At 58.6% G+C, this 22,498-nt stretch carries 19 protein-coding genes and 1 riboswitch; of the genes, 6 read left to right on the forward strand and 13 right to left on the reverse strand.

The window, feature by feature from the left end:
* Nucleotides 1-17: 17 nt before the first annotated feature.
* From ACR0MJ_RS07100 to ACR0MJ_RS07120, 5 genes are all read right to left on the reverse strand, one after another.
* On the reverse strand, nucleotides 18-656 hold the full coding sequence (locus ACR0MJ_RS07100; RefSeq protein ID WP_170393504.1) for a cell wall hydrolase: 639 nt from the start codon (nucleotides 654-656) through the stop codon (nucleotides 18-20).
* Nucleotides 657-842: 186 nt separating this feature from the next.
* Nucleotides 843-3,404 carry a putative PEP-binding protein gene (locus ACR0MJ_RS07105; protein WP_480760132.1) on the reverse strand — a complete coding sequence of 854 codons (2,562 nt, stop codon included), beginning with the start codon at nucleotides 3,402-3,404 and terminating at the stop codon, nucleotides 843-845.
* A 36-nt stretch (nucleotides 3,405-3,440) separates the two neighbouring features.
* Nucleotides 3,441-5,660: a glycine--tRNA ligase subunit beta gene (glyS, locus tag ACR0MJ_RS07110; RefSeq protein WP_480760135.1), complete on the reverse strand. Its 2,220-nt coding sequence runs from the start codon at nucleotides 5,658-5,660 to the stop codon at nucleotides 3,441-3,443.
* A gap of 9 nt (nucleotides 5,661-5,669) precedes the next feature.
* Nucleotides 5,670-6,878, reverse strand: a complete 1,209-nt coding sequence (gene gltS / locus ACR0MJ_RS07115) for a sodium/glutamate symporter (protein WP_480760138.1) — start codon at nucleotides 6,876-6,878, stop codon at nucleotides 5,670-5,672.
* On the reverse strand, nucleotides 6,878-7,399 hold the full coding sequence (locus ACR0MJ_RS07120; protein WP_170465487.1) for a DUF6446 family protein: 522 nt from the start codon (nucleotides 7,397-7,399) through the stop codon (nucleotides 6,878-6,880). Before ACR0MJ_RS07120 ends, gltS begins: the two co-directional genes overlap by 1 nt.
* A gap of 78 nt (nucleotides 7,400-7,477) precedes the next feature.
* Here ACR0MJ_RS07120 and ACR0MJ_RS07125 point away from each other — a divergent pair, with 78 nt between their 5' ends.
* Nucleotides 7,478-8,110, forward strand: a complete 633-nt coding sequence (locus ACR0MJ_RS07125) for a MarC family protein (protein ID WP_170404988.1) — start codon at nucleotides 7,478-7,480, stop codon at nucleotides 8,108-8,110.
* Nucleotides 8,111-8,118: 8 nt separating this feature from the next.
* Here ACR0MJ_RS07125 and ACR0MJ_RS07130 read toward each other — a convergent pair whose 3' ends face one another.
* Nucleotides 8,119-9,048 (reverse strand): glycine--tRNA ligase subunit alpha, encoded by a 930-nt coding sequence (locus ACR0MJ_RS07130; protein WP_480584710.1) that lies wholly within the window; start codon nucleotides 9,046-9,048, stop codon nucleotides 8,119-8,121.
* Nucleotides 9,049-9,254: 206 nt separating this feature from the next.
* Between ACR0MJ_RS07130 and ACR0MJ_RS07135 the strand changes: the two genes are divergently transcribed.
* Entirely contained in the window at nucleotides 9,255-10,994 is a 1,740-nt protein-coding gene (locus ACR0MJ_RS07135; protein WP_480760144.1) for a serine protease, read from the forward strand.
* A 56-nt stretch (nucleotides 10,995-11,050) separates the two neighbouring features.
* On the opposite strand, the gene ACR0MJ_RS07140 is transcribed toward ACR0MJ_RS07135, so the two are convergent.
* The 5 genes from ACR0MJ_RS07140 to metZ form a co-directional block, all read right to left on the reverse strand.
* Nucleotides 11,051-12,625, reverse strand: a complete 1,575-nt coding sequence (locus tag ACR0MJ_RS07140) for a thiamine pyrophosphate-binding protein (RefSeq protein WP_480760148.1) — start codon at nucleotides 12,623-12,625, stop codon at nucleotides 11,051-11,053.
* A complete protein-coding gene (locus tag ACR0MJ_RS07145; RefSeq protein WP_170393516.1) occupies nucleotides 12,625-14,073 on the reverse strand; it encodes a TrkH family potassium uptake protein in 1,449 nt (482 codons plus the stop codon). The genes ACR0MJ_RS07140 and ACR0MJ_RS07145 overlap by 1 nt, the downstream gene beginning before the upstream one ends.
* Nucleotides 14,074-14,124: 51 nt before the next feature.
* Nucleotides 14,125-14,892: a hypothetical protein gene (locus ACR0MJ_RS07150; protein ID WP_170510603.1), complete on the reverse strand. Its 768-nt coding sequence runs from the start codon at nucleotides 14,890-14,892 to the stop codon at nucleotides 14,125-14,127.
* A gap of 281 nt (nucleotides 14,893-15,173) precedes the next feature.
* Nucleotides 15,174-16,277, reverse strand: a complete 1,104-nt coding sequence (gene folE2, locus ACR0MJ_RS07155) for a GTP cyclohydrolase FolE2 (RefSeq protein WP_170563343.1) — start codon at nucleotides 16,275-16,277, stop codon at nucleotides 15,174-15,176.
* 181 nt (nucleotides 16,278-16,458) lie between these two features.
* A complete protein-coding gene (gene metZ / locus ACR0MJ_RS07160) occupies nucleotides 16,459-17,649 on the reverse strand; it encodes an O-succinylhomoserine sulfhydrylase (protein WP_170421071.1) in 1,191 nt (396 codons plus the stop codon).
* 62 nt (nucleotides 17,650-17,711) lie between these two features.
* Nucleotides 17,712-17,789: riboswitch (SAM riboswitch) on the reverse strand.
* Nucleotides 17,790-17,919: 130 nt separating this feature from the next.
* Here metZ and ACR0MJ_RS07165 point away from each other — a divergent pair.
* Nucleotides 17,920-18,609 (forward strand): glutathione S-transferase N-terminal domain-containing protein, encoded by a 690-nt coding sequence (locus ACR0MJ_RS07165; RefSeq protein ID WP_480760154.1) that lies wholly within the window; start codon nucleotides 17,920-17,922, stop codon nucleotides 18,607-18,609.
* Nucleotides 18,610-18,740: 131 nt separating this feature from the next.
* Nucleotides 18,741-19,511 (forward strand): extensin family protein, encoded by a 771-nt coding sequence (locus tag ACR0MJ_RS07170; RefSeq protein WP_170404967.1) that lies wholly within the window; start codon nucleotides 18,741-18,743, stop codon nucleotides 19,509-19,511.
* A gap of 40 nt (nucleotides 19,512-19,551) precedes the next feature.
* Here ACR0MJ_RS07170 and ACR0MJ_RS07175 read toward each other — a convergent pair whose 3' ends face one another.
* On the reverse strand, nucleotides 19,552-19,689 hold the full coding sequence (locus ACR0MJ_RS07175; RefSeq protein WP_170404964.1) for an error-prone DNA polymerase family protein: 138 nt from the start codon (nucleotides 19,687-19,689) through the stop codon (nucleotides 19,552-19,554).
* Between the two features lie 310 nt (nucleotides 19,690-19,999).
* Between ACR0MJ_RS07175 and ACR0MJ_RS07180 the strand changes: the two genes are divergently transcribed.
* Nucleotides 20,000-20,323: a 2Fe-2S iron-sulfur cluster-binding protein gene (locus ACR0MJ_RS07180; protein WP_170404961.1), complete on the forward strand. Its 324-nt coding sequence runs from the start codon at nucleotides 20,000-20,002 to the stop codon at nucleotides 20,321-20,323.
* Complete coding sequence (locus ACR0MJ_RS07185; protein WP_480760159.1) at nucleotides 20,323-21,114, forward strand: FG-GAP repeat domain-containing protein; 792 nt, start codon at nucleotides 20,323-20,325, stop codon at nucleotides 21,112-21,114. The genes ACR0MJ_RS07180 and ACR0MJ_RS07185 overlap by 1 nt, the downstream gene beginning before the upstream one ends.
* Before the next feature lie 94 nt (nucleotides 21,115-21,208).
* Here the strand turns inward: ACR0MJ_RS07185 and purD are convergent, their stop codons facing one another.
* Nucleotides 21,209-22,471, reverse strand: coding sequence for a phosphoribosylamine--glycine ligase (gene purD / locus ACR0MJ_RS07190; RefSeq protein WP_480561771.1), 1,263 nt, complete (start codon nucleotides 22,469-22,471; stop codon nucleotides 21,209-21,211).
* Between the last annotated feature and the right edge of the window lie 27 nt (nucleotides 22,472-22,498).

A 22,498-nucleotide genomic window follows, 5' to 3' on the forward strand; every position in this document is an offset into this window, starting at 1 on the left:
CAGCGCTGGTGCGTCAATCAGTTGCTGGCCGTGCGATAATTGTGCTTGTAGAAGATATGCACGCCAATACGCGCCGTTTCTTTATAGACGCGGGACCAGGACGGGCGCACTGCCTTGGTGTGATAGTGCGTGGCACCTGCGGTCATCTCTTCAGCTACACCATCGATTGCGGCACGGGCGACTTTCGAAACGCGATCATAAGCGCGTTTTTCGTTGATAATCTCTTTCTGCCCGTCACAGGTGTAGGTGAACTGGCACTGATATTTCTTGCCCGTTCCTTGCTTGATCACACCGCACAGTGAATCCGGAAAGCGACCGCTTTCAACCCGGTTCAGGATAACCTCGGCCACTGCAAACTGACCGCGTACGCTTTCACCGCGAGCCTCGAAATACAGCGCTTCGGCAAGACAACGGAAATTTTCATCTCCGGTCGCCTTTGGCTGCTGGTCCAGCCAGGCTTTGGTGTAGGAGATTTCGACTTTTTCCGGCGCCTTACGCGGCTTAAACAGTTTCAGGTAATCGCGGAAGCTTTGTGCTGGCAACTCGTTACGTGTGACCAACTCAACAGATTTTGTATCGCCTTGCCTATCGGCAAAGGACAAACTCGGTAGCAAGGCTGCGGCCCCCACGGCAACAGCCACTATGTAGCGTCTCATCAGATAACCTCGCACAGGCACAAACGCGCCATACCCTCCCCCGGCGGGCGCGACGAGGCTAATACCCCAGACGAAGCGAGACGTCCAGTTCTGAAAAAAATGCAAGAGAAAAACCGCTCACGCCGCCAATTATTATCGACAGCGGAACGTTTCTTACGCCACTATTTCTAGGTAGGAGACAGTTAGTCAACCCCCAAGTTTGGACGAAATCGCCAGTTGAGCGGCAGACAGCCGAGCGACAGGAACCCGGAAAGGGGAACAGGACACATAGTCGAATCCAAGTGACCGGCAGATTGCGATTGATTCGGGGTTACCACCATGTTCGCCACAGACAGAAAGCGTAACGTCTGGTTGGGCTTGACGCCCGCGCTCGGCCCCCAGCTTCAGCAATTCACCTACCCCATCTGCATCCAGAACGTGAAATGGATCTTCGCCAAACACGCCTTGGCGGACATATGCCGACATGAAGCGCCCCGCGTCATCGCGCGACAATCCGTAGGTCATCTGGGTCAGGTCGTTTGTTCCAAAGCTTAGGAAAGCGGAATGTGGCGCAATCTCATTCGCGCGCAGACAGGCCCGAGGCGTTTCCACCATCACTCCCAATCGATAGTCGAACTCCTGCCCCTGCTCCGAGGCAACCTCGGCCGCTACAGTATCGATGCGTGTTTTGACCAGTTCAACCTCGCGCTTGGCCGAGACCAGCGGGATCATGACCTCGGGCACGACAGGGGCACCTTCTTTGCTGGCCTCAACCGTCGCCTCGAAGATCGCGCGTGCCTGCATGTCGTAGATTTCCGGCACGGTGACACCCAGACGAACCCCGCGCAATCCCAGCATCGGGTTGTACTCGCTCATCGCCTCGACCCGACGTTCGACATCCGAGATTGGCAAATCCAGCGCCTCAGCCAGCTCGCGCTGACCAGTGCGCGTAGTGGGCAGAAACTCGTGCAAGGGCGGATCGAACAGGCGGATGCAGACCGGCTGCCCCTCCATAATCCGGAACAACTGCACAAAATCCTGCCGTTGCATCGGCAGCAACCGTTCCAGCACAGCGGCACGTCCAGACGGGGTCTGCGCAAAGATCATTTCGCGCATAACGGTCAGGCGGCCAGGATCGAAGAACATGTGTTCCGTTCGGCACAACCCGATCCCTTCTGCTTTGAAGTTTCGCGCAGTTTGCGCGTCAGCGGGTGTATCGGCGTTGGCGCGGATAGCGATGTCCCTCTCGGCATCGGCCCAGCTCATCAGTGTCTGAAAGCAATCATCCAGCGCCGCTTCAAGCATCTCGGGTTGTCCGGCCAGAACCTGACCCGAAGTCCCATCGATGGTCAGAATATCGCCTGTCTTGAACACACGCCCATCCAGTGCGCTTAGCAGCTTTTTCTTGGTCTGGAATCGCATCTCGGACGCGCCGACGATACACGGCAAACCCAGACCACGGCCAATCACCGCCGCATGGCTGGTGATCCCGCCCTTTTCGGTCAAAACAGCTACTGCGGCATGCATTCCGCGCACATCTTCGGGCGAGGTTTCTCGGCGCACAAGAATACAGGGCTCCCCCCGCGCGGCGCTGGCCTGCGCTTCGGCAGCCGTAAAGACAATTCGACCGGTCGCTGCACCGGGGCTGGCCGCGATGGCTGTGGTCAGCACATCACGCTCGGCCTCAGGATGGACCTGCCGGTGCAGAAGTTCATTCAGCGAATGCGGGTCGATCCGCATCACGGCCTCTTGCGGCGGAATGATCCCGTCTTCGGCCAAGCGCACCGCGATCCGCATCCCGGCCCGCGACCCGCGCGGAACCCGCACGCCGTCCAGAATATGCACCTTGCCGTTCTGCACCACGAATTCGACCTGCATCTCTTCGCGCAGCTTCTCGCGCATTAACGCTGCGTGGGCCTTGAGATCGGCAAAAGCCTCGGGCGCCACATCCTCCAGCGATTGGCCACGCTCGTCCTTTTCCAGATATAACGCAGCGACACCTTCGCCCAGAGCATCGCGCCCCTGGCTTTGGCTCAGATAGCGGCCCGTGATTTGGGGCATACCTGTCGCGGGGTCAATCAGTTGCAACACGCCTGAACCGCATTCCCCCTGTCCGACGCCCGGGATCATCTCTTGAATCACCAGCCCCAAACCGGCATCCGCAGGTGCGCCCTTGGCCTGCCGCAGCAGCCGGGCCGACGTGCCATCCCAGGCACGCGCCATCGAGCGCAGAACACCAATCAGTTGCTCTCCTCGATCTTGCGGGAAGGCCTCGTCGGTTTCATCTTCATACGCCCGCAGGGACAAGCTCAGCCCTTCGCGCCCATCCGCATCGATGGTATCGAATACATCTGGGTCCAGACGCGCAATATGGAGCGCATAGCTCTGCACAAACCGCAGATATAGCGCCGCCGCTGCATCCGCCCCCATTTCCGCAGACCGATCCAGAAATCGGGCATCGTTCATGCCGATATTCAGCACCGCCCCCGGTCCACCCCAGTCAGGATCTTCCGAACTGGGCCGTACACACAGCAATGACTCGGCGTCGAACTGTTCCAGAATGGCCGCGATGTCCGGAATGTCGCCCTGGGCAATTCGCTGCACCGCGTCAAAAGAAAGGGCCACGGTCCGCGGCACCGGCATGTCCAGCCGGACCAGTCGTTGCAGGCACTTTGCCCGGCCACCATGGGTATTGGCGGCAACGGGCGCTTTTGGAGTGATAAGCGTGGTATGCGGATTATTCTGCACTGCGGCACCTTTTGGTTTCACCGCAGCATAAGCCCCTGCGCCCTTGGCGCAAGGGCGTTATCCCTCGATACGGGTCAGATCAGCAACGCTAGAGCAGACCTTACGGATCTGGCTCAGCAGGTTCAGACGGTTGCGGCGCAGAATGTCATTATCGGTATTGACCTGCACGTCCTCAAAGAACGCATCCACCGGCCCGCGCAGTTCGGCCATTGCCGCCATCGCTGTCGGGAAATCCTCGGCCTTCAGAGCAGGATCGATCTTGGCCTCTGCCGCGTCAAGCGCTGCAAACAGTGCCTTTTCGCTGTCAGTTTCAGCAAACTTCACATCCGCGCCGTAAGAGTATTCGACTCCATCCTTCTCTTCCGCCTGAGACAGGATGTTGTTCGCACGCTTGAACCCCTGCACGAGGTTCTCTCCATCCTCGGTCGCAATCACCGCATTCAGAGCGCGGGCGCGTTTGACCAGCAGGTTGAGGTCGTCATTCCCCTCCATCGCGATACAAGCGTCGATGACATCATGGCGGATGCCCTCGTCTCGGAGGAAGACTTTGAGGCGGTCGTGGAAGAAAGAAAGAAGATCGTCAGACGCGTCAGGAACCTTTTTCTCAAGCTCAAGAAATGCTGCTGCGGGCGATCCTTCAAGCTTTTCTTTGACAGTCTGGAATGAAGCACCAAAGACACCATGTTTTGCGATTTCTTCCAGGAGGTCGCGGACATTCGCTTCGGGCAAAGCCTCATTGATAGCGCGTTCTGATCGAACCAGTTGACTATCGAAAAAACGGTCCAACCGAAGACGCAGATCATTATTCACGATTAGTCGAATTACCCCTAACGCCGCACGACGCAAAGCAAACGGATCTTTCGAACCCGTGGGTTTCTCATCTATCGCCCAGAACCCGGTCAGCGTGTCCAACTTGTCGGCTAGCGCCACTGTCACAGACAACGGTGCGGTCGGAACATCATCCGACGGCCCCAACGGCGAATAATGCTCCTGAGCCACAGCAGCCACGGCAGCGTCCTCGCCCGCCGCATCGATGTAATATCGCCCCATAAGCCCTTGAAGTTCAGGGAACTCATAGACCATTTCGGAGTTCAGATCAGCCTTGGCCAAACGCGCGGCTTTCTCGGCCTGATCCGCATCCGCCCCGACCACCGGGGCCAGTTCTCGGGCCAGCGCGGCAATGCGGTCGATGCGTTCCGCCTGAGTGCCCAGCTTGTTGTGGAAAGTCACATTCTCCAACGCGCGGGTCCATTGGGCGATGTCCGACTTGGCAACGCGCAGGTCGTTCTCCCAGAAGAATTTCGCATCGGCCAGACGGGCCGACAAAACCTTCTGGTTCCCCGCCAAAATGGTCGCGCCGTTATCGGCGGTCTCGCGATTGGCGACGGTAATGAAGCGCTCGATCCGCCCCGTCTTGGGGTTCTTCACAGAAAAGAACTTCTGATGCTCTTTCATCGAGGTCTGCAGTACCTCGGGCGGCAGCTCAAGAAACTCCTCGTCGATCTGCCCCATAAGCACAACGGGCCATTCGACCAGACCGGCAACTTCTGCCAGCAGACCCTTGTCGTCGACGACTTCCAGACCTGCGGCGAAGGCCATGTTCTGGGCATCGTTCCAGATATGTTCGGCGCGCTCTTCGGGCGACAGCACCACGAATGCGCGTTTCAGCTTGGCGGCATAATCCTCGAACGAGGTCACCGTAAACCGGTTCGGGGCCATAAAACGATGGCCCTCAGTCGTATCACCGGACGTGATCCCTTCGATCGCAAGCGGCACGACCTGCGCACCTGCTTCATCGGTCAGGATGCACAGGATCGAGTGCAAGGGCCGTACCCACCGCATCGATCCAGCCCCCCAGCGCATGGATTTGGGCCAGGGGAAGTTTCGAATGGTAGCTTCTAAGACCTCGGCGATGATTTCAGCTGCTGGACGACCCGCCTTTTCAATGGTGGCGAAATACACTGCGCCTTTGGGCGTGTCGCGCTCTTCCAACTGGTCTCGGGTCAGTCCCGCGCCGCGTAGAAAGCCTTCGATGGCTTTGTCAGGCGCGCCGACCTTTGGGCCTTTGCGTTCTTCGCGGATTGTCGGGCTTTCCGCCAGCAGGCCTTCAACCGCCAGCGTCAGGCGACGCGGCGTCGTCAGTGCAGCGGCAGAGGCATAGGTCAGACCGCCTTCGACCAGACCATCGGTGATCCGCTTTTTCAGGTCTTCACCGGCGCGGGTCTGCATGCGCGCGGGGATTTCCTCGGAAAACAGTTCGATCAGCAGGTCGGGCATTTTCGGTCCTTAGAAATTGACAATCGTCTGAATGACGATGGCATTGGCGATGTCCACAAAGAATGCGGATACAAGGGGCAGTACGATAAAGGCAATAGGCGACGGGCCATATCGCTTGGTTACGGCGGTCATATTTGCGATAGCTGTGGGGGTAGCACCCAGAGCGAACCCTCCGAACCCGGCGGCCAGAACGGCGGCGCGGTAATTCGATCCCATCAACGGAAACAGAACCCAGATCACGAACACCACGGCAAACAGGGTCTGGGCGGTCATGATCACCGCAATCGCAAGGCCCAGTTCGGCGATGGTCCACAGTTGCAGGCTCATCAGCGACATCGCCAGAAATGCACCAAGCGCGAATTCCGAGATCAGCGCCAGCGAGGGTGTGCGTGAGACCGGCTTGGCATTCGGCGCGAACATGGCGCGGAGATTGGCAATCACGATCCCCATGATAAGGCAGGGCACAAACAACGGCAGTTTCAGCCCTGCGGCGCTGATTGCTTCGCTCAGGATCGCGCCTGAAATGATCGCGAGGTTGAGATACAGCAGCACCCGCATGATTGTCAGATGATCAATCTCGGATTTCTGGTCGACCTCATTGGGCAAACCCACCGTATGCTCTTCCCCGGGGCGTTCGGGGCTGAGATTGCGCCCCTCGATCAGCAGCCGCGCAATCGGCCCCCCGACCAAAGCCGCCAACACGAGACCCAATGTGGCCACGGCCACCCCCAACTCGGTTGCGCCACTCAAACCGGTGGCGCCCGCAACTTCGGGGGCCCAGGCGATCGCGGTTCCGTGCCCCCCGATCAGCGCAGCAGACCCGAACAGCACCCCGGCTTGCGCCGGATAACCGAACATCGCGGCCCCCGCAGCGCCGATCACGTTTTGCGCAACGATGGTCAGAAGCGTCAAAATCAGAAGCAAAAGCAGAGGCTTGCCGCCCGCGATCAAATCGGACAGACGGGCATTTAGACCAATTCCGGCAAAGAACAGAACCAATAGGAAATCTCGCGCGGTCAAGCCAAAGGATAGCTCGATGCCGAAACCAAGATACAGCGCCAATACCACGAGCGAGGCCAGAAGGCCCCCAGTTACCGGCTCGGGGATGTTGAAGCTGCGCAATTGTGTGACACGGGCGTTGATCTCTGCCCCCAGCAGATAGACCGCAAAGCCCAGCGTTGCTGTCAGGAACTCCGGTATCTCAACGACCATCTGCATCAGCCCTCGGGCCTGGGTGGGCACTCCTCGCCCACAACCGTGCCGTCATAGGCTTTTTCACCGCAATTGTTCAGCGCATGCCAGACGTAGCCTTTGCCATCCTGTGTAATGGCAACGATCCGGTCGACACCGTAATGGATGTTCTTGGTGCCCAAGAAAGCCTGTGCTTGACCCGATTTCAATACGTCGGCCAGCGCAACTGCGTCGTAGCAGTCAAACCACCCTGGCGCGGTCAATGGCTCGGGGTTCTCGACAGGGGTAAAATCCACCATCTGATCCGGCCTTAACTCGGTTTCGAAACAGGCCCGATACCGGATCGGAGAACTGTCGGCGTCAATGGCCTTAAACCCAGTATAGGCGATGGCTTCGGGCGCTTCCGCCCCTTGCGCCAGCAGGACCACATCCTGGCCCGGGCGCGGTTCTACCTCATAATAGAACCCATAAACCTGCAGGTAATACATCCCAGCACCGGCCAGAACGCCAGAAATCAAAAGGATTAGCGCAACCAATTTTCCAGTCATCGTTTACGCCACCTCTTTCAAGTTCATAGAAAATAAGACAGGTTCCCAAGCAGTACGGTCAGAAACGAGGCTACTCGCATGGAAACCACTCTTGCCGTCGGATTCTTTGGCGCGCTTTTTGCAATCATGAATCCGATTACCAACTTGCCTGTGTTCCTGAGTGTTACGCAAGACCTGCCCATTTCGGATCAACGCAAAGTGGCTGTGAAGACTGCGCTTTATTGCACGATCCTCGGTGGCGCCTTCGCTGCGATCGGCAGTCAAGCGCTTGGGCTCTTTGGCATCAGCGTCGATGACCTGCGCGTCGCCGGTGGCCTTGTTGTACTGATGATCGGCCTGAACATGCTGAACGGGAACGAGAGCAGCTCGCATCACGGAACCGACGGAGAAAAGAAATCCTATCCCGCGCCCGAGACCGTTGCGTTCTATCCCTTGGCTTTTCCCATTCTGGTCGGCCCCGGAACAATCACAACACTGATCCTTTATGCGCACCACATCAAAACCCCGGTCGAAGCCGTTGTCTATGCAGGTGTATTTCTGTTCGTGGTGGCCTTGCTTTTGATCACGTTCTGGAACGCATCGGCGTTGGCTAAGCGGCTGTCGGACAATGCCCGAGTGATAATGAGCCGCTTCATGGGCATGATCCTTGCGGCTATCGCAATCAGCATGATCGCAGACGGCCTGAAGGCGTTGTTGCCCGGACTGGCCTAGGCGCTGCATCAAGCTTCGAACCCGGCAGCCTCGGTCTGCACGAACGCATCGGCGCATTGCTTGGCCAATGCGCGAACGCGGCCGATATAGGCCTGTCTTTCGGTAACCGAAATCACCCCGCGGGCGTCCAGCAAGTTGAAGATGTGGCTGGCCTTGATGCACTGATCATATGCGGGATGCGCCATGATGATGCGCTTGCCCGTCTTCGGGTCGTCATGTTCCTGCGCCAGAATGGTCGCGCATTCGGTTTCAGCCTCTTCGAAATGACGCAGCAGGACCTCGGTATTGGCAATATCGAAGTTCCAGCGGGCGTATTCCTCTTCGGTCTGCTTGAAGATGTCGCCATAGGTCAGCGGGCTGGGCGACTGAGGATCGTTGAAGGGCATGTCCATCACATGGTCGATGCCCAGCACATACATGGCCAGACGTTCCAGACCATAGGTCAGCTCACCGGAAACCGGCGCACAGTCATGGCCGCCGACCTGCTGGAAATAGGTGAACTGGCTGACTTCCATGCCGTCACACCAGACCTCCCATCCCAGACCCCACGCACCCAGAGTGGGGCTTTCCCAGTCATCCTCGACAAAGCGGATGTCGTGCAGATCCATGTCGATGCCGATGGCCTCGAGGCTGCCCAGATACAGTTCCTGCAAATCAGGCGGGCTGGGTTTGATCAGAACCTGATACTGATAGTAATGCTGCAACCGGTTCGGGTTTTCGCCATAACGTCCGTCTGTCGGGCGACGCGAGGGCTGAACGTAGGCCGCTGCCCAAGCCTTGGACCCCAAAGCCCGCAACGTGGTTGCTGGATGGAACGTACCTGCGCCGACCTCCATGTCATAGGGCTGTAGGATCGCACAACCTTTCGACGCCCAATAGGACTGAAGCCTTAGGATAATCTCTTGAAATGAACGTGGTGCGCTATTGGGTTCGGTCATGACAATTCCCTTGGACGCGCGGGGCGCCCGGTTCCGGTAGGTTCGGCCCTTCCTATGCAAGGCATCCAAGGGCGTCAACGGGCCAATCGGCCACTCTGTCGCTGAGCGGCCACACACAGAATTCCCCGTATTCCGGGCATGGCAATCGGACCGCGATTCCGCGTAATCTGCGCCAAAGTGAAAACACTGCAGAACACGGGCAGACAATGACACGCGTATTTACGGTTATTACATTCTTTATCCTCTTCGGCCTGCGCGCCGCTTTTGCCCAGCAAGATGCGGGCGTCTTTGTTCAGATCGAGGCGCAGCCGTCGCTGCGCGAGGCGCAGGAACGGGCGCAGGTCTATGCGAACGCGCTGCCCGATGTGAACGGGTTTCGGCTGAATTCTGGCTGGTATGCCATTGTTATCGGGCCCTATTTACGCGACGACGCCGAACAGGTGCTGCGCGTTTACAGGGCCGAGCGTCAGATCCCAACGGACAGTTTCATCGCCTTCTCCAGCGCGCTGGGGCAACAGTTCTGGCCCATCGGTGCCAACATCCTGAACCGCGGCGTCGTCACCGCCCCGATCCAGCCCGAGCCGCAACCAGAGCAGCCCTTGGCCGGTCTTACCCTGCAGGACGCAGATGAAACCCGTTCGCAGGCTCTGCAGGGCGAACGCCTTTTGACCGCGCAAGAGCGCAGAGACTTGCAAACCGCGTTGCAGGCAGCCGGGTTCTACAATTCAACAATTGACGGAGCCTTTGGTCAGGGCACCCGCCGCTCGATGGGCGATTGGCAACGTTCCAACGGGTTCGACGCGACTGGCGTTCTGACCACGCTGCAGCGCAAAACCCTGATGGATGACTACAACGCTCCACTAATCAGCGTCGGGATGGCACGCTATTCCGACCCGCAAGCCGGGATCGAACTGGATATGCCAATGGGCGTCTTGGGCTTCGAACGTTACGAGGCACCCTTTGCCCATTTCAACCCCACTTCTGATCTGGACGCCAAGGCGCTGCTGATCTCGCAGGAAGGCTCTGCCGCAACCCTGCGGGCGCTCTATCAAGTGATGCAGTCGCTTGAAATCGTTCCTCTGGACGGTGAGCGCAGCCTGCGCGGCAACAGCTTCACGATTGAAGGGCGCGGAAATGGCATGACCTCGTTCACGCAAGCAGCTCTGAAAGACGGCAAGATCAAAGGTTTCACGCTGGTCTGGCCTGCCGGGGATGAGGCTCGCCGCGCCCGAGTTCTGGCCGCGATGCGCGCAAGCTTTGCCACGACCGATGCCGTACTGGATGCCGGTGCCGGAGCGGATGCTGACCAGCGCATCGATTTGATGTCAGGACTGCAAATCCGCAAACCGCGGCTATCGCGATCGGGCTTCTTCGCCGACGCTGATGGTACGGTTCTGACGGTCACCGAGGCCGCTGAAAGCTGCACCCGCATCACGCTGGACGGTGACCAAGAGGTTCAGCTGGCTTGGCAAGATGCCGACCTTGGTGTCGCTGTGCTGCGTCCTAGCCAGACCCTTGCCCCGATCAGTGTTGCCGAGTTCCGCGCGGGCGTTCCGCGTATTCAGTCTCAGGTCGCTGTTTCGGGCTTTTCTTACGAAGGCGCATTGGGTGCCCCTACTCTGACCTTTGGCGAAATCGCTGATATCCGCGGCCTGAATGGAGAAGATGGCGTCAAACGCCTTGCACTGTCCGCCCAGCCCGGCGACGCGGGAGGACCTGTCTTTGACGATAGCGGCAGCGTTGTTGGCATGTTGCTACCTGCCCCTTCCGATGGGCGTACCCTGCCCGACTCGGTCAGCCTTGCGGCGAATGTGGCACGTCTGACCGAAGTTCTGACCAAGGCGGGCATCTCAGGTCAGCCCGCGCAAGGCTCAGCCCAGATTTCACCCAACGAACTGAGCCGCAGAGCCAACGGAATGACCGTTCTGGTGCACTGCTGGGACTGAACAATCAGGTTCAGGGAAAAGGCGCTGCACGAAGGTGCACGCCTTTTTTCATAGGTTTACAGGATATCCGGTGTGACCCGTATCAATGTGGGAACCTCGGCCTGAAAGGCGGCGCGCACTGCGGCCTGCATCTCATCCCGCGTCTTCGGTGCAGCTGACAGCGCCCCGAACGCCTCGGCCAGTTTGCAGAAATCCGGGTTTCGCGCGATCACCGCATTAGGCGCGATCTGTCCGCGCACCATGCTCTCTTCAATCTCTTTGAGTTTACCATTGTCCCACAGAATGATGGGTAGCGGCAGGCCGAGTTCGACAGCAACCCCAAGCTCTTGCATTGTGTAGTGAAAACCATAGTCACCCGCGATGACCGCTGTGGGTTTGCCCCGCCGTGCTACTGCACCACCGATCCCGGCTGGCAGGGCGTACCCCAGCGTGGCAAATCCAGTCGGGTGGTGCCAATGATAAGGAAAGCCCATGTCCCAGACTTCTTTCGCGACATACGCGAATTGGGTCATGTCCGAATAAATCATCGTATCCAAGGGCATGGCCGCCCTGAGTGCATCGACCACGGGGACAATGCCCGGGCGCTCGGCATCCACCTCGGCCCGCCAGCGCGCGCGCGCCTCGCGCACCTCGTCCGCAGACCAACCAGCGGCTGGTTTTACCTGATCGGACACTGCCCACAGCGCATGCGCAAAACTCTCACCATCTGCCTGCAGTTTGACAGCCGCACGATGGTGGTCTGACAGCACTTGCGGGTCCAGATCAACACGTACCATGGTTGCGTTGTGGCCCAGATCATGGCGCCACAGATCAACCTCGCCCAGTTCAGCACCGACAACAACGACAAGATCAGCCGAGGCAATTACTTTGGCGCTGCCCGGTCGTGGCAGCATCGATCCGAAATCCAGCGGATAATCGGACCCGGCCAGCCCGCGACCGGCATAGGTCGTGAAGCACGCCGCCCCCAACTGGGTCAGGATCTGTCGCCAAAGGTTAGACCGGCACCCGCCGCCTAATATGAACAAAGGCCGCTGCGCGATATTCAGCAGCGACAGAACCGGTGCCACATCCGGTGGAACAGTCTGGTTGCGCAAGGCAGGCTGGTTTGGAAAAGGCGCAGGCGCTGCCTCGGCCTCCAATTGCGCGATGGGTACCTGAATGTGTTTCGGTCGCGGGCGCGACAGCTCAAACTCTTCGAAGGCGCGCTCGATCAGACCATAGGCAGCCTGGGCATTGTTCGCCTGACAGGACCAGTCTGTAACTGTCTCGGCCGCAGCGCGCTGATCCTTCATCTGATGCAATTGGCCACGCAGTGCTTGTGTCTCTTCGAGGCAAGAAGACAACACCAGCATCGGCACTGAATCCGAATAAGCCTGCCCCATCGGCGTCATGATGTTGCACAGGCCCGGTCCGGTGATCACATAGGCCACCCCTGGCTTGCCAGACGCGCGGGCATATCCATCGGCCATGAAACCGGCCCCCTGCTCGTGCCGGGCCAGAACATGCGTGATCCCGGCCTCTTCGATACCGCGATACATCTCCTGATTATGCACGCCCGGTATGCCAAAGATCACGTCAACGCCACGATCCTTAAGCATGTGCGAGATCTGCGCCCCAAGGGGTCGTTTCATTAGCCTCTCCAGAATTGAACGGTAAAGATTGCGTAGACAGCCAGCAGTTCAAGGCGTCCGACCAGCATCCCAATCGTCAGCAGCCACTTGGCACCGTCATTCAGCCCCGCAAAGTTGCCTGCTGGCCCGATCTGTTCCCCCAGTCCCGGCCCCACATTAGCCAGTGCCGTCGCGGCCCCCGATACCGAGGTGATAAAGTCCAACCCAGTCAGGGCCAGCGCCCACGACAGAACCCCCATCGATAGTGCAAAGAACATGAAGAAACTCATGACCGAGGTCAGCACGTCGCGACTGATCGGTCGTCCATCATAGCGCGGCACGAACACACCATGCGGCGAACGAATTCGGCTGAGCTGGGTTTTAATCGACGCAAACAGCAATTGATAGCGGAACACCTTGATCGAACACGCGGTGGACCCCGCGCAACCGCCAATCAATCCGATCAGGAAGAACAACATGACCGGAAAACTGCCCCAGCCCATATAGTCGACACTCGCGTACCCGGTGCCCGAAATGATCGATGTGATGTTGAACAGCGACTCGCGGAACGCCTGCTCCCAATGGTGCGGAAAGACCGAAGTCAGGAAGATCGACATAATCACAACCAGAACCACGATGGTTGCCAGAAACGCCCGAATCTGGCTGTCTTTCCACAACGAGCTTGTGTGACCATTGGCCAATTGCACATACCGCACAAATGGCAGCGCCGCGAGGATCATGAAGATGGCAGCGGCATATTCCAGAGGTCCCGAAAACCGGGCGAAAGAACTGTCATAGTTTGAAAACCCGCCCGTCGCGATTGTGGTCATGGCATGTACGACGGCGTCAAAAAAGCTCATGCCGAAACCGGCATAGACCAATGCGCAGACCACCGTCAGAAATACGTAGATCAAGGAAATCTGCCCGGCGATCTCTTGCGCGCGGGGCAGAATTTTCCCCATGGTTTCAAACCCTTCCGAGCGGAAGATCTGCATCCCACCAACGCGCAGCTCGGGTAGGAACACCATCGCCACGACGATGATTCCGATGCCCCCCAACCATTGCAAAACGCCCCGCCAGAGCAACAAGCCCTGTGGCAATTCGTCGAGCCCCGAGATCACGGTTGAACCTGTGGTGGTCAGCCCCGACATCGCCTCGAAATAGGCATCGACGAAACGCAGTTCAGTTTCGCCGAACAGAAACGGAATTGCGCCAAAAACCGGCAACGCCACCCAGACACCCGAGGTCAGCAAAAAGGTCTGACGGATGGTCAGACCTTCGCCCACCCCGTTGGAACAACTCATCGCAAGAACACTGCCGGTCAGCAGTGTGATGACCGCGCTTTCAAAGAAAACATGCCACTCGCCCCGCCCCTCGATCATGTCGACAAGCATGGGCAGCAGCATGGTCGCCCCTAGAATGGCGACCAGCAGGCCAATCACATATCCGACCGGGCGAAGATCCATCATGACGGGCAGCGTTGGCGCGCCAGCCCGACGGTGTCAAGCAGATGATCCGTGTTAACTGTCGGATTTTATCTCAACGCCCGGCATCGCGGGTGGCTTCGACGGGGCGCGTGCACGACGCGGTGCCGGTTTGGCCTGCTCAGCCGACGCAGCTGCGGGTTTCTTCGTCGCAGGTTTTGCAGCGGCAGGTTTCGGAGCCGCTGTGGCCAGAGGCGCAGCTTTTGCCGGGGCGGGCTTGGCTGGGGCGGGCTTAGCCACCGCAGGTGCCTTGGTCGCAGCTTTTGCCGTGTTTGCCGATGCTTTTGGCGCTGTGGCTGCCGGTCGTGCCTTGGCCTGTGCGGAAGATTTGAACTCCGCAACCGGCTTGGCCGCCGTTGATACTGGCTTGGCCGCTTTCGAGGCGGGTTTTGCAGGTACTTTGGCCTTCGCCGGTGCTGCTTTCACAGCCGGTTTGGCTACCGGGGCCGCCTTGGGTGCAGGGGCCGCAACCTTAGGAGCCGCCGCTTTCGGCGCAGGTGCCACCGCAGGCTTAGCCGCCGCCTTCGGCTTTGGTGCTGCTTTGGGTTTCGGCGCCTCTTTAGGCTTTACTGCAACCTTGGCTTTTGCAGCCGGTCTGGCTGGCTTTCGCGTTGCTGGTGTCGCCACTTCGCGGGCAACCGGTGCGGGTGCCTCGGCTGTCTTCAGTCCGTGCAGAGGTGTCATCGGCAGATCAAAAGCCGCGCGGGTCATGATCTGCATGATCTCCATCTGACTGGCCATTGCGTAACCGGCCATCCGGATGGCGGCTGCCTGAAACTCAAGTGGTTGAGTAATCGGATTCATTGCATGTCTCTCCTGATAAAACCGAGGCAGCGGGTAGATGAGTAAAGGACCCCGCCCGCCCCAATCGTCCGGGCGGATTTGCAGGTTGGCGGTCCAAGGCGTTGCACGTCCCGGTTTCCTTTCGGGCTGCGCGACCCGGTTTTTACGGATGCGCAGCAGCTGCACTCGGGGACAATCTAGCGCAATTCAGGGTGCAGATGCAGCATTTCCTGCTGCATTGCGGCAAAAAAGCGCCCATGCAGGATTTTTGACTGTTTTTCCAGCAGCTTCCGCGGGGTCAATCAGCCCACATGAAACAGCGTCGTGAACAAACGCGGGTCTAGGCTCGCGGATTCGAAGGTTGGACCTTCGGTCAGAATCGAGACCGCATCATGGCTGTGCAGGCTTTCCTGATGGCTGGCGATCACACGGAAATCGCCGACATGATGATCGGCCTGCAGCTCGGCGCAGAACAGACGCGCGGCATCTTCCACGAATATGGGATTGGCAGCGTTCAGTTCGGCAAAGGCCTGTTCATCTTCGCGCTTGACCATCACCTGAGTTTCGGTTGGCACCGCGCGGCGGCACAGCGCGATCAGATCTTCGAACCACAGACAATCGGCGTTGCAATCGATAACCACCGAAATCCGCGCCACCGAGCGCTGGGAATGCGGCGTCGCCAGCTGCCCGCGGGTTGCGCGCGCGTGTTCGCTCAGTTCCAATGAACAGGGGCATGTGGACGAATAGACATAGTCCAGATGCATAATCTTCAGACGTTCTCCGCCTTGATCAACCAGTTCCAGCGCGATGTCGTAATACTGGTATCCGGACAAGCCCGAACGCAGGCTCTCAATCCGATCGGGATAGGAAAACCGCATCTGTATGCGCGCATCCAAACTATCCAGATCAGTCAGATAGTCGTTCAGCGCTGCCTCCATCACCTCAAAACTAAAGGTGCGCTCGGCGTGCTTGTAGAAGGACCGCATGATCCGAGACATGTTGATGCCCTTCTTCTCGGCCTCAAGGCTGACAGACCCGGTGACCGAGGTCTCAAGTGTCAGCTCGGCACCACTTTTGCGATGGAACCGGATCGGCAGGCGGAAATTCGAGATGCCGACATGCTGGATCTGCTGCTTCGAACCCCGGATCAGGCTGGACGGACCGTTTTGCAGATCCGGCAATGTGGCCTTATAGGCTGCATCCGCCTCGAACTCGTGGGGATATTCGCGCGACAGGGCCGGATAGTTTGACGGCAACAGCCCCGGGACAAGCTGCGCAATGGCCGGGTCCAGTTGACTGATCTCGGCCGCCGAGGCTGATTTCGCCCATTCGCGCAGCACCTTGAGCGCTGCTGCGGCCTGATCGTGATCGGGTGTCTCGTTGATGTCGCGCGGATGAATGTTCATTGGCACGGATCCCTTGCTAGGCCGACGGTTATATACCACCGAGGTTTAATTACCAGTCCTGAACGATACGCGCGGAATAGCAGTCCGGATCGAAATTCGAGGCAAGAAATCGTCATTTTACAACCAAATGCGCCGGATCAGGCGGATCACATCCGCCTGATGGTGCATTCCCGGCGCATCACTAGCCCTGAGATACGTCTAGCGCGCGCTGGATATCCGCCAGCAAATCACCGGCATCCTCAAGCCCAACCGAAAGGCGGATCAGGCCCGGCGTGATACCCAACTCATCGCGTTGTTCGTCACTCAGACGCTGGTGCGTTGTGGTGGCCGGGTGCGTTGCGATCGACTTGGCATCGCCCAGATTGTTCGAGATCACAGGGATCGTCAGCGCATTCAGGAAAGCAAACGCCGCCGCTTTGCCGCCCTTGATGTCCAGCGATAGAACCGTACCGCCCTTGCCGCCCAGCTGCTCTTGCACCAACGCGTTTTGCGCATGGGTTCTCAGCCCGGGATACAGAGTCCGCTCCAATGCAGAATGCCCTTCTAAAGCTTCTGCAATCTTCTGCGCGCTGTCGGCTTGCGCGTTTACGCGCAGGGCCATAGTTTCAAGACCTTTGACCATGATCCAAGCGCTGAACGGGCTAAGCGCACCGCCGGTGTGCTTCATGTAAGGCTCGACCGTGCCACGGATGAATTCCTTAGTGCCGATGATCACGCCGCCCAGCGCCCGGCCCTGCCCGTCGATATGCTTGGTCGCCGAATAGACCACCACGTCGGCTCCCTGTTCGATCGCGCGCGAGAACACGGGTGTCGAGAACACGTTGTCCACGATTACAACCGCACCCACCGCATGGGCCAGCTTAGACACGGACGTGATGTCGATCACTTCAAGCGTCGGGTTCGACATGGATTCAAAAAACACTGCCTTGGTGTCAGGCCGGATCGCGACCTCCCACGCGTCCAGATCGGTGCCGTCTACAAAGGTCACCTCAACGCCATAACGCGTCAGGATGTTTTCAAGGATATACAGACAGGACCCAAAAAGCGCCTTGGCTGAAACCACATGGTCGCCCGCCCGCAGCATCGAAGTCAGCGCACCGTTCACAGCGGCCATACCTGAAGCGGTGGCAAACGCATCCTCGCCGCCTTCCAAAGCTGCGATACGCTGCTCGAACATCGACACGGTGGGGTTGCCGTAGCGGGCATAGATGAACTCATCCGGGCCGCTTTCAATAAACCGGGCCTCGGCCTGCTCGGCGTTATCGTAGACAAACCCCTGCGTCAGAAAGATCGACTCAGAAACCTCATTGTACTGACTGCGACGGATGCCGCCATGGACGGCTTGGGTGCGTTTGTTCCAGCTCTCGCTCATCTCATTCCTTTCAGCCCCGCATTGGAGGCAAACAAAAAACCCCAGACGCGGCCAAGCGAAAGGGGTCTTTCATCCTGACCTTTTAGCGGTGTTGTTTAACGTGGCCCGCAATCCGGTAACAAATCGCCACATGAATGAAGATGCGTTTACGCCCCGCCCCGGAACACGTCAAGCCCGACTGATCACCGGTCACGCTTTCGTAACACGGCCAGGCGCGCTCTTGCCGTTTGTGCAGAAAGCTTCATGATCGCCCAAACTCAAGGAGGCCCCATGATTGAACTCTATTTCTGGCCCACGCCCAACGGCTGGAAAGTGTCCATCGCTCTGGAAGAGATGGAGCTGCCCTACAAAACCCACCTGATCAACATCGGCAAGGGCGACCAGTTCGATCCCGAGTTTCTAAAGATCTCGCCTAACAACCGTATGCCCGCCATCGTCGACCCGGACGGCCCTGACGGCGCGCCTGTTTCGGTCTTCGAAAGCGGCGCGATCCTGATGTACCTCGCCCGCAAGACCGGGCGATTCTACGGCAATTCCGAACGTGACAGGATCGCAGTCGAGGAATGGTTGATGTGGCAAATGGGCGGCGTTGGTCCGATGGCCGGCCAAGCGCATCACTTCCTTAAATACGCCCCACATCTGGACCCGCCACAAGACCATCCCTATCCGAAAGATCGCTATCGCAGTGAGGTCGGGCGTCTCTACGGCGTTCTCGACCGGAGGCTGGTCGAAAACGAATACGTCGCGGGCGATTTTTACTCCATTGCCGATATGTCGATCTGGGGCTGGGCGAGCCTATGGGAAGGCCAGCAACAAGTGCTGGAGGATAAACCGCATTTTACCCGCTGGCTGGACATGATGAGCGCTCGTCCCGGCGTTGAGGCAGGTCGCGCACTACATGCGGAGTTGCGTGGCGATAACCGGGACAAGCAGGCGCAAAGCAATTTGTTCAAGCAGTAGGACTTCGCTGCTATACTGTCATCTTGAACAGAAATAGGATATTATTCAGCCCCATCCGATGCGCCCAACGCAGGGGCACCGAGAAAGATAAGGATGCAATTGATCGGACCTGCAAGGGAACGAGTAACTTCATGCGAGTTTTAGCCCTTTCGTTTATCGTATGCGCGGGTATTGCAAGTGCCGCACCGGATTGCGAGGAACCCGCGCAGGCGCAACCTCACGAACTTGTCGCCCTTGAACCGCCCGTTGAACTAGACGTGATCATAGAAGAAGCCGTCGATGGGCCTCCTAAACGAGAGTTGACGGTTTCCGCCAGACCACGACTGCGCCCCTGCAAATTTCGTCAGATTGAAATCGGGCGAGATCGTATGCGTCAACGCGGCGCGGTATGTGGCGACTGGACCATACTCGGCGAGAACCGAAAGCCTTTTACAGGTAAGTTTCGGGAGTGCGGCATAGCCGATCCAGTGCTTATCCGCATGGTGTCTAACATCTTTCTCAGCCAGTTGGCACTGATGGATTGCAAGACGGCCATTACGCTGAAGACATGGTTGGAGAATACGGCCAAACCGGCCTTTGCGGACCAAGGAGGCGGCCTGAAAGGAATACGTTTGGCTGGTCATTATGCGTGCAAGACACAGAACAATCAACCGCGCGCACGGATTTCAGAACATGCACGAGGGCGCGCGATTGATATTTCGTCCTTCATATTGATGGATGGCACCGTGATTACCGTGCTTGACGGCTGGGGCGACGAAGGGTCAAGCGACGTTATGCGCGAACTTCACGCAGGTGCATGCGGATTGTTCGGAACGGTGCTTGGCCCCGACGCGGACCACAATCATAAAGGGCATTTTCATTTAGATACTGCTCGCCGCGGCAAGGGCCCTGTTTGCCGCTAGCCTGTTCCTCCTGCCCCTGCATCAAAGCATATTGCTTGCCCTAGATATGCGCGATCATATGGGTCACCAAACTCACCAGCTGCATCCGGCTCGTGATCCTTAGTAGGCGTCCCGAGTTCAAGGTACGGCGGAAGCGTTCGCAGATCTCGCTCCAGACCAACACATTTACGATGTCCATCTCATCCTCCAGCTTGACAAATTCACAACTTGGTCGTCCCAGGCCTTTGCCACGGGATCACAACCCGGCCACTGCCATCAGCGCCCTCTATGACGGATTGTTCAGCCGGATAATGGGCAGGCAAGCAGGTGGGCATGGACAGTCCCAGTTTGAATCCGCAGGGAAAATAGAGGCAACAAGCGTGAGAACATATAGGGAACAACCTACAGGAATGTCCAGACGTGGCATCATGAGATGCAGATGATGCTGGAAAGACCAAGCGCCCTTCACTAATGAAGACTCCGACACATGCAAAAGGAAGACGCAAGCAATGGCAAAGATCACCTATGTCGAGCACAGCGGTACCGAACATACAGTCGACGTCGCCAACGGGCTGACGGTCATGGAAGGGGCCCGCGACAACAACATCCCCGGCATCGAGGCCGATTGCGGCGGCGCCTGCGCCTGCTCGACCTGCCACGTCTATATTCATCCTGACTGGGTCGAGAGAATCCCCGCCAAGGACGACATGGAAGAAGACATGCTGGACTTCGCCTATGAACCCGACCCGACCCGCTCGCGCCTGACCTGCCAGATCAAGGTCACCGACGCGCTGGATGGTCTGGTTGTGCAGATGCCCGAAAAGCAGATCTGATGCACTCTGATGCGCCGCGCCAGCCCAACCGCCTTTGGCACCGTCGGGCGCGCGGCGCTGTTCTGATGGTTTGCATTTGGCTAACGGGGAATATGCCCGCAGCCAGCGGCGAAACCAAAGTATCTGCTCGCTTCACGGAACCAACAACACGCTACGCCCATGGGGTGCTTGGCGACGCCGTCGAATACGGTGCTTTGGAAATCGACGTCGGAACAAGTATTTCCTCGGCGGCAAAGCGAAAAGCCGATAGCTCCAAACGCTCGACCGTTACAATACGTCTGCCCGAAGACCGCGTATTCGAAGATCTTGCCCCACGCCTGGCCGATATCGATCAGGACGGGTTGCCCGAAGTCATCGTTGTAGAGACCCAGCAGCATACGGGTGCTCAACTGGCGATCTATGACGTCAATGGTCAAAAAATCGCCGCCACCCCCCATATCGGCACGCGCAACCGCTGGCTCGCCCCCATCGGTGCCGCCGATCTGGACGGTGATGGTCATGTCGAGATCGCCTATGTCGACCGCCCACACCTTGCGAAAACTCTGCGCATCTGGCGTTACAAAGACGGTGAACTCATTGAAATCGCCACAATCCCTGGCCTTACCAATCACAGGATCGGAGAAGATTTTATTTCAGGCGGTCTGCGCCAATGCGAAACGCACCCTGAGCTGATCCTCGCCAGCGCCGACTGGTCGCGGATCATAGGCGTCTCGTACAGCAAAGGCTGGCGACAAAAAGACCTCGGACCACTCAACAGTCTCAAAGATCTGGCCAACGCACTAAAGTGCTGATCAGATCTTCATCTGGCCATAAATACCTCGGGGAGCGCGAGGGGCTGGCCCCTCGCCCCGAAATCATCAAGCCGGGCGCAGCCCGACTACTGAGTTAAAGCGCGCGCCAGCCGATGTCGCGACGGAAGAACCCTTCAGGCCAATCAACACCTTCAACCATGTCATACGCCCGGTCGCGTGCGTCTTTCAGCGTTTCCCCACGCGCAGTCACATTCAGAACGCGGCCACCCGCGGCCTGAACCTTGCCTTCAGCCGCTTTTGTCCCCGCGTGGAATACCATGTTGCTACTATCCTCGGCCAGATCACCCAGGCCGTTGATCACAGTGCCTTTTTCATAAGAACCAGGATACCCCTTTGCCGCCATCACGACCGTGATGGCGTGATCGTCGGCCCAGTTCACCCGCGTCTCAGCCAAGCGACCCTCGGCCGCCGCGTGCATCAGGTCCATGGCCTGAGCGCCAAGGCGCATCATCAGTACCTGACATTCGGGATCTCCGAACCGCACGTTGTACTCCACCAACCTGGGCTGACCATCCTTGATCATCAAACCGGCGTAGAGCACACCCTGAAACGGTGTCCCGCGCCGCTTCATCTCGGCCACCGTCGGGCGCACGATCTGATCCATCGCAAGGGCCTCGATCTCGGCGCTCAGCACCGGGGCCGGAGAATAGGCGCCCATCCCCCCAGTGTTCAGCCCGGTATCGCCCTCGCCGACGCGCTTGTGATCCTGCGCTGTGCCGATCGACAGGATATCCTCTCCGTCACAGAGCACGAACAGAGACGCCTCCTCGCCCTCCATGAACTCCTCGATCACCACTTCGGCCCCCGCGCCACCAAAGGCTCCGCCGAACATGTCGTCAATCGCGTTCAGGGCGGTTTGCTCGTCCATCGCAACGATCACGCCCTTCCCGGCAGCCAGCCCATCGGCCTTGACCACGATCGGGGTCCCCTGCGCACGGATGTATTCCTTGGCGGGCTCAGCCTCGGCGAACCGGGCATAAGCCGCCGTCGGCGCGCCGGATGCGTCACAGATTTCCTTGGTGAAACTTTTTGAGGCCTCCAACCGCGCCGCTTCTGCCGAGGGCCCGAAAACCAGCACACCCGCTTCGCGCAGCCGGTCAGCGACCCCTGCGGCCAAAGGCGCTTCGGGGCCAACGATCACGAAATCAATCGCGTTTTCCTCGGCAAAGTTGACCACAGCACCGCCATTCTCAATGTCCACCGCCGCGCACTCTGCGATCTGGGCGATCCCGGCATTCCCCGGCGCCACAATCAGGCGATCACATTTGGGGTTTTGCATCACCGCCCAAGCCAGACTGTGCTCGCGTCCACCGCTGCCGAGAATGAGGATATTCATGAAACGCTCCGATCTGCTTGGCCTTGC

The organism is Ruegeria sp. C6 (assembly GCF_056537625.1).

Bases quoted from the DNA above. Each gene is read 5' to 3' on its own strand.
- ACR0MJ_RS07100 (WP_170393504.1), bottom strand. From the start codon at position 656: ATGAGACGCTACATAGTGGCTGTTGCCGTGGGGGCCGCAGCCTTGCTA.
- glyS (WP_480760135.1), bottom strand. From the start codon at position 5,660: ATGCCCGACCTGCTGATCGAACTGTTTTCCGAGGAAATCCCCGCGCGC.
- gltS (WP_480760138.1), bottom strand. From the start codon at position 6,878: ATGCAGATGGTCGTTGAGATACCGGAGTTCCTGACAGCAACGCTGGGC.
- ACR0MJ_RS07120 (WP_170465487.1), bottom strand. From the start codon at position 7,399: ATGACTGGAAAATTGGTTGCGCTAATCCTTTTGATTTCTGGCGTTCTG.
- ACR0MJ_RS07125 (WP_170404988.1), top strand. From the start codon at position 7,478: ATGGAAACCACTCTTGCCGTCGGATTCTTTGGCGCGCTTTTTGCAATC.
- ACR0MJ_RS07130 (WP_480584710.1), bottom strand. From the start codon at position 9,048: ATGACCGAACCCAATAGCGCACCACGTTCATTTCAAGAGATTATCCTA.
- ACR0MJ_RS07135 (WP_480760144.1), top strand. From the start codon at position 9,255: ATGACACGCGTATTTACGGTTATTACATTCTTTATCCTCTTCGGCCTG.
- ACR0MJ_RS07140 (WP_480760148.1), bottom strand. From the start codon at position 12,625: ATGAAACGACCCCTTGGGGCGCAGATCTCGCACATGCTTAAGGATCGT.
- ACR0MJ_RS07145 (WP_170393516.1), bottom strand. From the start codon at position 14,073: ATGATGGATCTTCGCCCGGTCGGATATGTGATTGGCCTGCTGGTCGCC.
- ACR0MJ_RS07150 (WP_170510603.1), bottom strand. From the start codon at position 14,892: ATGAATCCGATTACTCAACCACTTGAGTTTCAGGCAGCCGCCATCCGG.
- folE2 (WP_170563343.1), bottom strand. From the start codon at position 16,277: ATGAACATTCATCCGCGCGACATCAACGAGACACCCGATCACGATCAG.
- metZ (WP_170421071.1), bottom strand. From the start codon at position 17,649: ATGAGCGAGAGCTGGAACAAACGCACCCAAGCCGTCCATGGCGGCATC.
- ACR0MJ_RS07165 (WP_480760154.1), top strand. From the start codon at position 17,920: ATGATTGAACTCTATTTCTGGCCCACGCCCAACGGCTGGAAAGTGTCC.
- ACR0MJ_RS07170 (WP_170404967.1), top strand. From the start codon at position 18,741: ATGCGAGTTTTAGCCCTTTCGTTTATCGTATGCGCGGGTATTGCAAGT.
- ACR0MJ_RS07175 (WP_170404964.1), bottom strand. From the start codon at position 19,689: ATGGACATCGTAAATGTGTTGGTCTGGAGCGAGATCTGCGAACGCTTC.
- ACR0MJ_RS07180 (WP_170404961.1), top strand. From the start codon at position 20,000: ATGGCAAAGATCACCTATGTCGAGCACAGCGGTACCGAACATACAGTC.
- ACR0MJ_RS07185 (WP_480760159.1), top strand. From the start codon at position 20,323: ATGCACTCTGATGCGCCGCGCCAGCCCAACCGCCTTTGGCACCGTCGG.
- purD (WP_480561771.1), bottom strand. From the start codon at position 22,471: ATGAATATCCTCATTCTCGGCAGCGGTGGACGCGAGCACAGTCTGGCT.